We start from the raw sequence: 13,703 nt of genomic DNA, 5'->3' as shown, positions 1-13,703 counted from the left end.
TTGTCATTTCCTGAGACTGTTTAATGGCAACCACTAATTCTTGAGGGCTATTTAGTACTTCAATTCGGTTTATCGACTGGTCTTCAAGTTGCCAGTCTTTTTTTGTTAATAGACTGGTCTCAGCGCTACTGATAACGGTCTTTCCTAACAATATGAGGGCGACTAGCACTCCGATTAAGATACTTATTTTCTTTTTCATGGTCATTTTCTCCTTTAGTTTAAATCCTGTTGTTTCAATAATTGATAGGTAGTTCCTAGTAAAAAGGTTGACGCTACTACGTTACTTCGCGGATAGTTAGCAAACACTTTTAAAAGAAGATGTTCATAACAATGCTGATCAGTTGTCCCTCCTTGTTTATTAGTATAGAGAAAAGAGCAAGAAGGCAACATGACATTGATGTCATCTGGTTTATTTTGAAGCTAAGCATCGCTAACTAAACGATAACTAATCGTGTATAATGTGTCGCTATCATTGGTTAAGACCCTTCAAGTTATCAGTTTTTACACTTTACAGAGGGCTTAATAATTGCGCCTTTTAGCACTACCTACTCTAATCAAAAAAGTAGGCAGGTAAGCAGTGATAAAATTGCACGTCATGGCAATTACTTAACAAAAAATCCCCACTATCCTTGATTTATCCTCACAACTTCTTCATATTTTCCCGTTATTATAAATGTATACCAACAAACAACCCTAACAAAACTTTTTCATTGGTTTAGTTATCTCAGATAACTAAACATCTCCTAGCCCTCAGCCTCCAACTGAGGGCTACTCCTTTGTCTTTTTCAACAACTTTAGAGGCTGGGACAATAGTCCCAACCTCCGATACTTTTACGAACATTGTGCGATAGACGCGCTCCAAAAGTCTGCTCACTACGCTACGCTTCGATCTCAACAAGTTCTAAATGCTAAAGCATTAAGATTTGAAGGCTCGGCAATTTCTCAAAACCCGAGCAATCGAAACAGCCGATTGTTCGGTTTCTTCAAGATTGCTCGGAGCAAAACGACTTTATGTCCCAGCTTGTTTTCCATGTTGATTGGATTTTCCATAACGATCTCAACTAAACGCCTAAACCAAATACCGTCCAGTCAAAGATTCAGCACACCGCCAAGCCTCTTCTGGCCTTCCTTCATAGAGTACCCTTCCTCCTTCTTTACCAGAACCAGGGCCAAAATCAATCAGCCAGTCCGCTGCTCTAACGACATCTATCTGATGCTCAATCACCATTACGGTGTTCTTCTTTTCGATTAATTCATCAAAAATAGAGAATAATGCTGCTGTGTCTTTTCGACTAAGTCCTGTTGTAGGTTCATCTAAAATAAACAGTTTGGACTCATTGGTTAATTGCAAAGCTAACTTTAATCGCTGAAGTTCGCCACCGGATAAGGTATCCAATGTTTGCCCTAATGTCAGGTAACCTAGTCCAATTTTATTTAACCAAGTTAATGGTTTGAGACACTTAGGCTGATCCTCAAAAAACGAGGAAGCATCAACTAATGTTAAGGATAAGACTTCATCAATCGCCAACTCACGATACTGATAGCTAAGGGCTTCTTGGCTGTAGCGTTTTCCCTGACAGGCCTCACATCGGCTTCTAACGGGTTCCATAAAAGCCAGCTCGATTTCAATGAAGCCCTTCCCTTTGCAATTTGGACAAGCACCACCACCATTGAAACTAAACAGCCCACTTTTCACTTGATTGGCTTGAGCAAATAACTGGCGAATCGGATCAAACAGCTCAATATAACTGGCAATGGTCGAGCGCCGGCTCCCGCGAATGCTCTTTTGATCGACGTAGACCGTCTCGTCAGGATAAGCTTTGGCTAATTCTTTTGCAAAGGAACTTTTTCCTGAACCGGCAACACCAGTGACCGCAATCAGGCCCTCTTTAGGAAGTGAAATAGAGACATTCTGCAAATTATTCAAGGTCAAACTGTCAACCTTAAATGTCTGATCCATGGTCATTTTCTTTTTTCTGCGTTTAAGGTCAGAGATCTGCTTTTGATTGGTTAACCAGCTTTGGTAATCCATCACACCAACAATTTCTCCACCTTTAGCGCCTGCTTCTGGTCCAAGTTCAACGATTGTCTCAGCTAGCTGAATAATCTCTTCGTCATGATCAATCAGTAACATCGTATTGCCTTTTTCTTTAATGGCTGTAAGTAATTGACGAATCGCTTGAATGTCATAGGGGTGTAAGCCAATACTTGGTTCATCGAGAATATACAACATGTCGCTTAAACTACTCCCGATATATCTGACCAGTTTAATTCGTTGAGACTCGCCACCAGATAAGGAACTGGTCTCTCGAGCAAGGGTTAAATAATTTAACCCGACTTGACACAGATAACCTATTTGGCGCTGAAGTTGCTCAACAATCGGCCCGGCTTCCGAATCTTTGAGTTGAGTCATAAACGCTTGTAACTCTCGTAATTCTAGCTCAAGACATTCGCCAATATGTAAGCCATTAAGCTTACAACTTAAAACTTCCTGATTTAAACGATACCCTTGACACTTAGGGCACAGTTCAGATTGACTAATTCGTTCAATGGCTGGTTGATATTTTTGATACCCTTTTGACGGGTTCTTAATGAAGGTTCTTTGGATGCGGGGGATAAGCCCTTCATAGAGACTAGAACGGTACCAGTTTTTTTTCGGATGTGGTGGTTTCATCTGTTCCGAATATAAAAGGACTTCCATTTCTTCAGGTGCATAATCCGCTAGTTTTTTCTCATTATCAAAAAGCCCTGAATCGACATACCGTTTCCAGCGATAACTGCCTGGTTCGAAAGTTGGAAAATTAATGGCCCCCTCATTCAGTGATTTAGTCTGATCTAATAGTTCAGGGATTCTAAAAGTATGGACCCGACCAAGCCCTTGGCAATGCACGCACATACCTGCTGGATTATTGAAAGAAAAGCGATCTGAAAAGCCAACAAACGGCTGGCCAAATCGGGAGTAAAGGAGTCTCAATGCTGGGTTAATATCAGCGGCCGTTCCCACAGTTGAACGGCTGTTATCCCCTAAAGATTTTTGATTCACCATAACGACTGGCGAAAGATTTTCAATAGATGTTACTTCTGGTCGGCCATAGTGAGGCAGGCGATTACGCAGGAAACTAGGATAGGTGTCAGCCAGTTGTTGTTGCGCTTCGGCGGCAATCGTATTAATGACTAAAGAGGTTTTTCCTGAACCGGAAACACCAACAAACGCCGTAATTTGATTTTTAGCGATGGCTAAATTAACCCCCTTTAAGTTATTAGTCGTAGCGCCTTGTATGATAATTGATTTTGTCATCAGTCATCCTCCTTTTTGTGATGACTTAATGATATACTTATAACATGACAAAACGTGTCAGGTTTAAAAAATTAATGGAAGGAGATCATCAAATGAGTCGCACACAAAAATTATATGAGATGCTTTGGTATGTTCAAAATAAAAAACAGTTTACCGCCCAAGAATTAGCTGATGAGTTTGCTTTATCTATTCGTAGTGTCTATCGATATTTAGCGGATTTGGCTGATATGGGGCTGTACATTGAATCCAGTCAAGGACGTTACGGCGGGTTTCAGGTTTTAGACAATCAGTTATTGCCGCCTATCCTTTTTTTAGAAGACGAGATTGTCTCCTTATTTTTTGCCATGTCTTCCTTAGCTGATTTTCAAGATTTCCCTTTCCAACTAAATGTGACGGCCGCTCGCGAGAAATTATTGTCTGTCGTCTCCCTCTCTCTACGCAATCGCTTAGAAAAATTATCAGAGGTCTTTCAATTAAGGCAACCGCCACAAATGGTGAGTACACCTTTTTTATCGGAGATAATGGCGGCAGCTTTGTCTAAAAACAGACTGCTTGTAACCTATCACTCTCAAACTAAGCGCTCAGAAAAAACACTTGAACCGATGGGCGTCTACGCAAGCAATGGGTTATGGTATTTGTATGCCAGAGATTTGGCGCTAAATGACTTAAGGTATTATCGCATTGACAGGGTCCTTTCAGTGACCCAATTGGCGGACCCCATTGAAAATAGTGTCCCTCTTAAAACGATTGAAACGGACTATCAACCTAAGGATACCTTAAAGCTTTTGATTGAACTGGGAGAAATTGGGGTGAATAAATGTCTTGAAGCCCCTTATTTACGAGACTCTCTAGTGATTAATAAGGATGGCAGTGGCTACATTGACGGTCGCTTAGCCCAATCTGATTTGAACTTTACGGCCGAGTTTGTTCTTCAGCTGGGAGCCGAAGCAAAGGTGATTGAGCCGAGAGAAATGATTGATTGGCTCTTAGATAAAGCCCATACTCTTTTAAAGACTTATCAATAAGCATTAATTTTTATCATGGCGTACGCAACTTGAAATAAAAAAGTAGTCAGCTTCCTTAACAAAAAATCCCCACTATCCTTGATTTATCCTCACAACTTCTTCATATTTCCCCGTTATTATATACATATACCAACAAACAACCCTAACAAAACTTTTTCATTCGTTTAGTTATCTCAGATAACTAAGCATCTCCTAGCCCTCAGCCTCCAACTGAGGGCTACTCCTTTGTCTAAAAAAAGTTTAACCCCTCAATTAGCAATATAATCGGCAACATATTCACTAAGAACAAAGTAGTCATACTGCTCATGATCAGCATTTTCAGCATCGGTCAAATTGAAGTACTGATTTTTATTTTGGGGAGAGTCATTCCAAGTCACATCTACCACACGCCATTTCCCGTCTATGCTAATTTTGTTCCAAGCATGATATTCTCTTGCATGTCCCACTACGACTACACAAGGAATTCCCACCTCGTCCATCAAAGCCTTATAAGCATAGGCATATCCTAGACACACCGCTTTTTTTTCGATGATGGCGCCATAAACATTCCGAATATCATCTGCTGTACCAAGCAATTCACTTCTTTTACTGTAAGTGATCGTCTCACATAAGTAATCATTTAAGACTTGCGCTTTTTGTAAATCATCCATCTCATAATAAATTTTATCTTTTACAATCGCCTGAACTTTTCGATGTGCTTTCACTTGTTTTCTTTTGCGCTGCCACTCATTTATATCATAGTCAATTGTGGCTATTTTGGTTGTTTCATCGTAATTCTTTAAACGTTCGGTTGTCCCAATCATATAGGGACTTTGAAAATAAGCTTCACTGTAGGCATTTTTTACTAAATCCGCCGTCAATTCCTTGTCTGACATCGAAAAAGCTGAAAGATCCACTTCTTCTTTACCACTTAAAAGAGCAGTTGAAAATAGCTTAGAAAGCTCGTTTGTCATGTTTGCCCCGGTAGTAATGGCTAGTAGTTGCTTCTCACTAAGTTGATGTTGAACAATCAAACTACCTAAGGTACTTGTGATAGCAATAACGATCAGGCAAACCACCATAATGATTTTTCGTCTTTTTTGAGTTTTTTGGGCCTTCATTTCCCGATATCTTCTATCGTTTATCTTAATGGAAGATCGTTGAGAATGGGTGTTGTTTGAAGAGCGCCTTCTGCTTTTTCGCTTCATTTACTCACCTCTATTGGTTGATTGCTTTCTGTTCATTTTATTGCGGAATAAAGCATATCATGCCCTCCGTTCGTTAACAATGCGTTATAAGAACCGCTAATTATAACCGAATAGCTGAAAGAACTTTCAGCGAAAAGAAGTCAATCAACATTTTAATAGACTGTTTATGGTCTCATCCATCATCTATTCCCTAATAATTAGCTGTAAACAAGGTGATTCTAAAGGGCAAAAACAACCTTTCTGGAAAAATCAAAAGAGCTTAAAATTGATCGATTTATTTTGATAATTGTGGATTTTTTTCTAGTCTAGTTGTCATAACTAATATTATCCTGTAGAATGTAGGATAAATTTAAGGCTTTCAGTTGCAAGTCTCAACCAGAAAAAATGACAGCACTTTCATCGCGTTACGAATAATTTATAAAGGAGAAAAGGATTTGGGAAGAAAAGAAGACATCTATCACTATCTTCAATCTATGACCATTCAGTTTTTTGTGACTAAGGATAAATTACAAACAGATGCGCAGTCAATTTCAGAAGCCCTTGGAATTGTTCGCTATAACGTCAGCAGAGAACTTAATAAACTAGTTGAAGAAGAACTAGCAATCAAAATTGTGGGACGTCCGGTATTTTTTTTAAGCAAACAAGAGGTAGAAGATCATTTGAATCAGCCGATAAAGCAACTCGAGTTTGAAAATCTGGATGCTTTTTCCGACTATTTAGTCAGTGGACAACCAACTATTTCCTCGGACTACCCTTTTAGTGAACTTATCGGATATGACGGCTCTCTTTCTAATGCTGTTAAGCAAGCCAAAGCAGCCCTGTTATATCCCCCTCATGGTTTACATACATTGATTACTGGGCCATCAGGTTCAGGTAAAACAACTTTTGCATCATTTATGTATCAATACGCGGTCCACGCCAAAACTGTCAAAAGTGACGCTCCATTTATCGTGTTTAATTGTGCTGATTACTCCAATAATCAACAACTGCTACTTGATCAATTGTTTGGACACAAAAAAAATGCCTTTACTGGTGCTAACGAGGATAAGATCGGTGTGGTTGAAACCGCAGATGGTGGGATTTTATTTTTAGATGAGATTCATCGGCTACCTGCTGAAGGACAAGAAATGTTATTTTCAATTATCGATCGTGGGGAGTTCTATCGATTGGGAGAAACAGACATCACAAGAAAGGTGAATGTTCTGATTATCGGCGCCACGACTGAAGACATTCAAGGAACTATCCTGTCAACATTTCTGCGTAGAATTCCTTTGGTTATTTCGATGCCTAGTGTTAAAGAAAGAGGTATCAACGAAAAAATCCAACTGGTTCATTTTTCATTTAATCAAGAATCAAAAAAAATAGGTAAAAAGTTAATTGTTAATGAGGATGTTATTCGCTTCTTTCTTCAATACGATACGATCGGTAATATTGGTCAGCTACGAAATGATATCCAACTGCTTTGTGCCAATGCTTTAGTGGAAAGTCTAGCAAAAAACGATCCTGACATTCATATAAAATTATCCCATCTCTCAACCTATTTGATTGATCAATTCTATTTTGCACATTCTGATACTATGTCGGAAAATGAAATGAAAGAAAAATTGAAAATGCTGCAAATTTCTGATTTTGTATTTTCGCCAGATGATAAAGAGCGATCAAACCCATTTATCTTAGTTGAAGAAACAAGTATCTCTAATGACGTCCTGGATATTTACGAAAAGTATTTGCATAAAGAAGAGAACATCTCTTCTTTAAGAGAGCTGATCCAAGGGAAAGCTTCACAATTGGCCTCAAACAATCGGAAATATCAACAACCTCTTTTCAAAATCGTCTCTCGCAAAAATTACGAGGTAACGATGGCCATCCTGAAAAAGATTTCTGATGCTGAAGACTATCCGCTTGATGACAGCAATATCAAAAGTCTCGCTTTACACTTGGATACCTTGATTGAAAAAATTGGTGAAGGATACTCGTTTAAAGAAGCTTCCTTCAACGAAGAAAATGTCTACGCTAAAAATGAATTGGCTAGAGAAATGACGATTGCTCGGCTGATACACCAAGAAATATCTGATCAACTTAATATTCGTTTGCCTAAAAGTGAGATCTACTTCATTTCGCTGTATTTAAAAGCCATGAATGAGCGATATTCAGAAAAAAAGATTGGTGTACTCATTTTGATGCACGGAGAACAAGCAGCCAGTGATCTGGCCAAAACTGCTAATCAGATATTAGATGTTGACCATGCTAAAGGCTTGAACATGCCTTTAGCACAATCTGTTGGCGAGGCCTTGGAAAAGGCAACAGCTCTTGTGCAACAAATTGATCAAGGCAAAGGTGTTGTCCTTCTAAGTGATATGGGATCATTAAATCTATTTGGCGATATCATCACCAAAAAAACTGGTATCCCGACTAAAACGATTAAGATGGTGACAACCCCAATGGCCATTGAAGCGAACAGAAAAGCATTACTTCCTAAAATGTCTTTAGAGAGGTTAACGCAAGATATTGTCGAGCAAAGTGGCTATATTGGGAATAGTGTCGTGGAAATAACGGAACTAGAAGAAAGTAGGACCAATGAAATTGATCGCAAACGAAAAATTATCTGTATACTAGAAGAAAATTTAAACTTTTTAGATGCCTCAATCGTATATGACTTACTAGAAAAGCAAGCAATGGCGATCGGTAATAAATTTATAATTGATAACTATCCAGCCTTTTGGATTAAATATTTGTTTCATGCCAGCAACTTGTTAGAACGAGCAATTCGAAAAGAACAATTTGAACGAGAAAACGTTCACGACATAATGGAAAGCAATCCCGTTCTTTATGCTTTTTTGAAAAAACAGTTCGATTCCCTCGAAAATAGATTTGCTATAAGCGTCAACGACAGCGAGATCACTTATATAATGGAGTTGGTCAGTGTTAATTGCACTGGGTTGGCACACTAGTCATGGCACACTGATAGTTCCCTCGGCACACAACCGAATATGTACGATAAAACCTTGTCTAACAAGGTTTTTATTTTTTGGCATGATAATTGCTATTATTCCACTAAGGAGGTGTTCAAATGATCGGAATTTTAATTCTAACTCATGGAGAACTAGCTAAAGGCTATGTTTCAGCATTGAACTTGATTTATGGTGAAGCAGATAATGTTGATTGCTTATGTCTCTTCCACGAAACCAGTATTGATGATTATAAAAAAGAAGTCGCTGAAAAGATGCGTGAGTTAGCGATGAACGATGGCGTTTTGGTTTTGTGTGACATTTTTGGCGCAAGCCCATACAACGTTACCGCACAAAACTACAAAGAACTGAAAGATGAAGTGAATTATCGATCTATCACAGGCGTCAATCTACCGATGGTGATCGAAGCGGTTGCTAATCGAGATGTTATGTCACTTGATGAATTAGCTAAACATGTGCAAGCAGTTGGAAAAGATGGCATTAAAGAACTATTTGAAACAATGGGAAAGGAAGGGTAAACGATGGGTGAAATTGTATTAACCAGAGTAGATGATCGTTTGATTCACGGTCAAGTAATGACAGCTTGGGTCAAGAAAAAAAGAGGAAATCAAATTTTAATTATTGACGATGATGTTGCAAAAGATGACTTTATGTCAGAACTTTTAAAAATGTCCGCTCCCGCAGACATTGACATCCAGGTGAAATCAGTTGCGCAGGCCATTTCATTTGTTAGGGATATTCCAAATACAGATAAAAAAGTGATCATTTTAGTAAAAGGCCCTAGAGTTATCGAAAGCCTTTTGGAAAATGACTGCCAAATCACAGAAATGATTGTTGGTGGGATGGGAGCTAAAGAAAATCGAAGTGTTCTCTACAAAAACATCTCTGCGTCTGACGATGAAAGGGCTATTTTTAAAAAGTTAATCAAAGCTGGAATGTCGATTGATATCCACGTCATTCCGGATCAAAAAGCAGTTCGTTTAGATAAATATTTATAAAGGAGGAACAAAGATGTTACTATCTGCTATTATCGTTGGAATTATTGCTGTTTTTTCTAGCTGGAAACCATCTCATTTGCTTACTCGTACCTGGGACTATCCGATTGTTACGGGAACTTTAGTCGCGCTGGCTATGGGAGATCCAGTAAATGGCATGCAAGCAGCCGCCTACATCAACTTGGCTTATCTCGGATGGATTACTGCTGGTGGGACAATGCCAGGGAATTTGCCTGTAGCCGCTGTCTTTGGAACGGCAATGACGATTCTTTCTGGGGCTGACCCAAGTCTGGCTGTTGGTTTTGCTGTTCCTTTTAGTCTATTCGGAATTTTAACCAATCAATTGACGATGTCACTCAATGCACTTTGGGTCCACAAAGCAGAGGAGTTTTTAGACAAAGGGAATATTACCGGAATGAGATTGATGAACTTTGTGCCCTCAGGTATTCTAAATACCTTAGTGGTTGGTATTCCAGCATTTGTTTTAGTGTATTTCGGAGCAGAACCTATGCAAAATTTATTAAACATGATACCTGACTCATTTGTTGAAGCGTTGCAAGTTGTCGGAGCATTAATGCCAGCATTGGGAATTGCCATGTTGTTAAGCTTTATGGGCAAGAAAAAAATCATGCCATTCTATTTCTTAGGATTTTTACTAACGGTTTACTTGAAATTTGATGTAATGGCCATTACTGGTCTAGCTGCCGTAATGGGTGTGGTTTTTTACAATACTGGTTTCTTAGATATCAAACCTAAAAGTAAGGGGGCATAAAAATGGAAGTCAAATTAACAAAAAAAGAATTGTTGAAAAATTACGCCTTAACCTATTCAAGCGAATCCTGCTATAACTATGAACGTTTACAAGCATTAGGCCAAGCCAATGCAATGGTTCCAGTTATTAGAAAGCTTTACCCTAATGATAAAGAACGTCAAGTCAAGGAACTAAAAAAATATTTTGTTTTTTACAACACAGAGTTTTCTTTTGCTGGAACCGTAATTCCAGGCATTGCATCTGCAATGGAAGAACAAAGAGCAAATGGGGCTGAAGATATTACTGAAGACTCTATCACCTCGTTACGAACTGGATTAATGGGGCCGATTGCGGGAATAGGTGACACTGTAAGCCAGGGGATTTTATATCCAATACTAGGTGGAATTGCTTGCTCAATTGCCATTGAAGGAAGTTTTGTGGGGCCGATCTTCTTCGAAATCGTCTACAAAATTTGTATGATTGCTTGTAGTTGGACCATGTATCGTTTAGGTTATCAAAAGGGAAAATCGTTTATTTTAACCATGTTACGAGAAGGAACCATCAATCGCTTAACGGAGATTTTTAGCATGGTCGGTCTGATGGTGGTCGGATGTATGACGGCTTCGCGGGTAAATGTTACAATTCCGACAGTTCTTAAGTTCAGTGAAACGGAGTTAGCTATTCAAAGTCAAGTGCTTGATGCCCTTATGCCAGGATTACTTCCTTTAGGTGTCACACTTTTTGTTTATTGGTTAGTTCGAAAAAAAGTAAACATCAATATTATCATCTTAATCATTTTTGCGGCCGGAATCCTCCTGTCATACGCAGGCATTTTAGGATTACCAAGTTAAATAGAGAGGAAGATTCATAATGAAAGCTGTCGAATTACAGGCAATTGGCAAACAAGTCTTAGTAGAAAAAGAAAAACCAATCCCTAAATCTGGTGAGGTGCTACTTCATAATATTGCTTGCGGTATTTGTGGGTCGGATATTCCAAGGACGTTTGTTACCGGCTCCTACCATTTTCCAACTGTGTTGGGACACGAGTTTGCTGGAAAAATTATTGCATTAGGACCTGGTGTTTCTGAAAGGTTCTTAGCCAGAAAAGCGGCAATCTTCCCCTTAATCCCCTGTAGAAAATGCGAGTTTTGTCAATCTGGCTATTATGCTCAATGCAAAAATTACAACTATTTTGGCTCGCGAACAGATGGTGGATTTGAGGAATACCTAGCTGTGCCAGTTGAAAATCTGGTGCTTTTGGAAGATCATGTGACATACGAGGAAGGGGCGATGGTTGAACCTGCGACAGTTGCCCAACATGTCGTTAATAAGGCAAAAGTTACTCTTGGAGATAAAATCGTCATTTATGGTGCTGGCCCAATCGGCTTAATGGTTGCTCAATGGGCTATGATCAATGGTGCTGGAAAAGTGGTTCTAATTGATATTGATCAAATGAAAGTTGATTTTGCCAAAAATCTGGGATTTGACCATGTCCTTAACAGTCAAAAGGTCGCTCCAGAAGACTATCTTTTGGAGATTTTTCAAGGAAATTTAGCAGATATCGCCATTGAAGCCACAGGCTCTTCCGCTGCTTTCGATGCTTGTGCAAGAAGTATTCGCACCTTTGGAAAAGTTGTTCTATTAGGAAATCCGCATTCTGATATGACCTTAAAAAAAGAAACCTACGATCAGTTTATGCGCAAAGAAGGCACTATTATTGGGATGTTTAACAGTATCTGGGATCATTTTCCCAAAAATGAATGGTCCATTACTGCTGAGGCCATCGCTAGCAAAAAATTAAACTTAATACCTTTAGTCACTCACAGAGTCTCCTTGGAAGAACTACCCGCAGCATTTGACATGATTCATGAACAAAAAGAATTCTATTGTAAGGTGTTGATGATCAATGAGTAATTATCAAGAATATAGACAAGGTGTCATCGAAGAACTTAACTATTTACTCGAAAAAGTATCTGTGGTAGAAACAGATGACTATCTAAAAGCTCTTTTAGCCGCAGATCAAGTATTCTTTATAGGTGTTGGGCGCGTAAAAATGGCTTTAGAAACTGCCGTTAAACGGTTCACTCATTTAGGCATCAATTGTCATATGGTCGGTGATTTAAACGAACCGCCTATTACAAAAAATGACCTACTTGTTGTTGGCAGTGCCTCAGGAGAATCATTATTCCCAAAAGGTATTTCCATTAAAGCCAAAGAGTTGGGCGCAAAAATTTGGCATCTCACTTCTAATTCAGAAAGCACGATTGCCAAGTTGGCTGATGGTATTGTCACTTTTCAGAGTCCTTCGAAAAGTTCACAAGCCTTTACTTCAATTCAACCAATGACAACCGTCTTCGAACAAGGTTTGATGTTATACCATGATATTTTATCTCTAGAATTAGCCGAGATTAAAGGTTTGACTTTTGAGGATTTAAAGAAGCAACATGCTAATTTGGAATAGGTTGTTTAGTAGCTGATTGTTACTACAGGAGCTTCATGGCCTTGAGTTAGGCTCCTGTAGTAACCAGTTATAACTAGTGTTCTATATGGTTCCTATTAAATAATCCCTCTTTACCGTTAAACTTCCAACTAGAAAAAATCTGAAAGTTCCTCTCTTGTGGTCTGATTATGCGAATTATCCAATGGAACTATCTGTCTGATTATTTAATATCATGTATTTATTAATAATACATCTCAACCTCAAATGCTTTAGCCAATTCCCTCACCTGTTCTGTCTGAATGCCAGGATTCAGGGCTTGTTGCGTTAACATGTATATTTGAGCATTCTTTTCAATGGTTTCGATTAAGCCAATAACTTCATCAAAGCTTTCACCAGAGGCAAACATTCCATGATAGGGCCAAATCACAATTCGATGATCCTTCATTTTTTTTGCGGTCTCTGCGCCAATCGCGCCGTCTCCACAGACCATCCAAGGCAATAAACCCAGGCCATCAGGAAAAACAAGAACACACTCCGAATTTAAACGCCAAAGAGTTTCAGTAAATTTTTGTTGATCCAATTGATGAGCAAATGTCATCGCGATCGTATAAGTCGGATGACAATGCAAAACTAAGCGATTTTTATCGTTAGCAGCCAAGCGTTTACTGTGACATTGTAGGTGTGCTGAGAGTTCACTTGTCGGTCGTTGGTCATTGGCGAACCCCCACAAGACTTCCAAATAGCCGTTTCTTACTCGAATAACCCCAAAATCTTCTTCAGGATTCTGTAAAATCTTACGAAAAACAGCTCCACTTCTCGTTACGAGAAATACTCTACCAGCTAACCCTTCGGTGGAAAAGGTTACAGGTATTTCCCGCTTTAAAGTAAAATCACTAGAGAATTTAGCTAGTTCCACCTCATCTAATAAATAACTGAGATTGCCTGCATGAAACTCTCCCCAACCTGACTGCCAAAAATAATGACAGGTTTTCTTTGCTTCTTCTAATAGTACAGAATCACTAAACTTAGTCATAATAT

12 protein-coding genes are annotated in these 13,703 nt (G+C 38.9%); 8 read left to right on the top strand and 4 right to left on the bottom strand.

What is annotated here, in order from left to right:
* Both I6N95_RS14950 and I6N95_RS14945 read right to left on the bottom strand, forming a co-directional pair.
* On the bottom strand, nt 1-199 hold a 199-nt coding region (locus I6N95_RS14950; protein ID WP_209529371.1), incomplete at its 3' end, for a hypothetical protein.
* A gap of 870 nt (nt 200-1,069) precedes the next feature.
* Nucleotides 1,070-3,298, bottom strand: coding sequence for an ATP-binding cassette domain-containing protein (locus tag I6N95_RS14945; RefSeq protein ID WP_209529370.1), 2,229 nt, complete (start codon nt 3,296-3,298; stop codon nt 1,070-1,072).
* 92 nt (nt 3,299-3,390) lie between these two features.
* On the opposite strand from I6N95_RS14945, the gene I6N95_RS14940 reads away from it, so the two are divergent.
* Nucleotides 3,391-4,323 (top strand): helix-turn-helix transcriptional regulator, encoded by a 933-nt coding sequence (locus I6N95_RS14940; protein WP_209529368.1) that lies wholly within the window; start codon nt 3,391-3,393, stop codon nt 4,321-4,323.
* A 248-nt stretch (nt 4,324-4,571) separates the two neighbouring features.
* Here the strand turns inward: I6N95_RS14940 and I6N95_RS14935 are convergent, their stop codons facing one another.
* A complete protein-coding gene (locus I6N95_RS14935) occupies nt 4,572-5,423 on the bottom strand; it encodes a transglutaminase domain-containing protein (RefSeq protein WP_209529366.1) in 852 nt (283 codons plus the stop codon).
* 521 nt (nt 5,424-5,944) lie between these two features.
* Between I6N95_RS14935 and I6N95_RS14930 the strand changes: the two genes are divergently transcribed.
* The 7 genes from I6N95_RS14930 to I6N95_RS14900 all read left to right on the top strand — a co-directional run bounded on the left by I6N95_RS14930 (nt 5,945) and on the right by I6N95_RS14900 (nt 12,686).
* On the top strand, nt 5,945-8,461 hold the full coding sequence (locus I6N95_RS14930; protein WP_245249539.1) for a sigma-54-dependent transcriptional regulator: 2,517 nt from the start codon (nt 5,945-5,947) through the stop codon (nt 8,459-8,461).
* A 119-nt stretch (nt 8,462-8,580) separates the two neighbouring features.
* Nucleotides 8,581-8,997: a PTS sugar transporter subunit IIA gene (locus I6N95_RS14925; protein ID WP_209529364.1), complete on the top strand. Its 417-nt coding sequence runs from the start codon at nt 8,581-8,583 to the stop codon at nt 8,995-8,997.
* A 3-nt stretch (nt 8,998-9,000) separates the two neighbouring features.
* The gene (locus I6N95_RS14920; protein ID WP_209529363.1) at nt 9,001-9,477 is read left to right on the top strand and encodes a PTS sugar transporter subunit IIB; all 477 of its coding nucleotides are present in this window, start codon (nt 9,001-9,003) and stop codon (nt 9,475-9,477) included.
* Nucleotides 9,478-9,490: 13 nt separating this feature from the next.
* Nucleotides 9,491-10,246 (top strand): PTS mannose/fructose/sorbose/N-acetylgalactosamine transporter subunit IIC, encoded by a 756-nt coding sequence (locus tag I6N95_RS14915; RefSeq protein WP_209529361.1) that lies wholly within the window; start codon nt 9,491-9,493, stop codon nt 10,244-10,246.
* A 2-nt stretch (nt 10,247-10,248) separates the two neighbouring features.
* A complete protein-coding gene (locus I6N95_RS14910; RefSeq protein ID WP_209529359.1) occupies nt 10,249-11,076 on the top strand; it encodes a PTS system mannose/fructose/sorbose family transporter subunit IID in 828 nt (275 codons plus the stop codon).
* Between the two features lie 19 nt (nt 11,077-11,095).
* Nucleotides 11,096-12,139, top strand: coding sequence for a galactitol-1-phosphate 5-dehydrogenase (locus tag I6N95_RS14905; protein ID WP_209529357.1), 1,044 nt, complete (start codon nt 11,096-11,098; stop codon nt 12,137-12,139).
* The gene (locus I6N95_RS14900) at nt 12,132-12,686 is read left to right on the top strand and encodes an SIS domain-containing protein (RefSeq protein ID WP_209529355.1); all 555 of its coding nucleotides are present in this window, start codon (nt 12,132-12,134) and stop codon (nt 12,684-12,686) included. The genes I6N95_RS14905 and I6N95_RS14900 overlap by 8 nt, the downstream gene beginning before the upstream one ends.
* 220 nt (nt 12,687-12,906) lie before the next feature.
* Here I6N95_RS14900 and rhaD read toward each other — a convergent pair whose 3' ends face one another.
* Entirely contained in the window at nt 12,907-13,698 is a 792-nt protein-coding gene (gene rhaD, locus I6N95_RS14895; protein ID WP_209529353.1) for a rhamnulose-1-phosphate aldolase, read from the bottom strand.
* Nucleotides 13,699-13,703: the final 5 nt, after the last annotated feature.

The sequence above is a fragment of the Vagococcus allomyrinae genome (assembly GCF_017829975.1).
Taxonomy (GTDB): domain Bacteria; phylum Bacillota; class Bacilli; order Lactobacillales; family Vagococcaceae; genus Vagococcus_D; species Vagococcus_D allomyrinae.
This window is presented reverse-complemented; position numbering and strand designations above follow the sequence as displayed.

Excerpts from the sequence above, each read along its gene's own strand:
- I6N95_RS14945 (WP_209529370.1), bottom strand. The coding sequence starts at position 3,298 with ATGACAAAATCAATTATCATACAAGGCGCTACGACTAATAACTTAAAG.
- rhaD (WP_209529353.1), bottom strand. The coding sequence starts at position 13,698 with ATGACTAAGTTTAGTGATTCTGTACTATTAGAAGAAGCAAAGAAAACC.
- I6N95_RS14940 (WP_209529368.1), top strand. The coding sequence starts at position 3,391 with ATGAGTCGCACACAAAAATTATATGAGATGCTTTGGTATGTTCAAAAT.
- I6N95_RS14900 (WP_209529355.1), top strand. The coding sequence starts at position 12,132 with ATGAGTAATTATCAAGAATATAGACAAGGTGTCATCGAAGAACTTAAC.
- I6N95_RS14915 (WP_209529361.1), top strand. The coding sequence starts at position 9,491 with ATGTTACTATCTGCTATTATCGTTGGAATTATTGCTGTTTTTTCTAGC.
- I6N95_RS14905 (WP_209529357.1), top strand. The coding sequence starts at position 11,096 with ATGAAAGCTGTCGAATTACAGGCAATTGGCAAACAAGTCTTAGTAGAA.
- I6N95_RS14920 (WP_209529363.1), top strand. The coding sequence starts at position 9,001 with ATGGGTGAAATTGTATTAACCAGAGTAGATGATCGTTTGATTCACGGT.
- I6N95_RS14925 (WP_209529364.1), top strand. The coding sequence starts at position 8,581 with ATGATCGGAATTTTAATTCTAACTCATGGAGAACTAGCTAAAGGCTAT.
- I6N95_RS14910 (WP_209529359.1), top strand. The coding sequence starts at position 10,249 with ATGGAAGTCAAATTAACAAAAAAAGAATTGTTGAAAAATTACGCCTTA.
- I6N95_RS14935 (WP_209529366.1), bottom strand. The coding sequence starts at position 5,423 with ATGAAGGCCCAAAAAACTCAAAAAAGACGAAAAATCATTATGGTGGTT.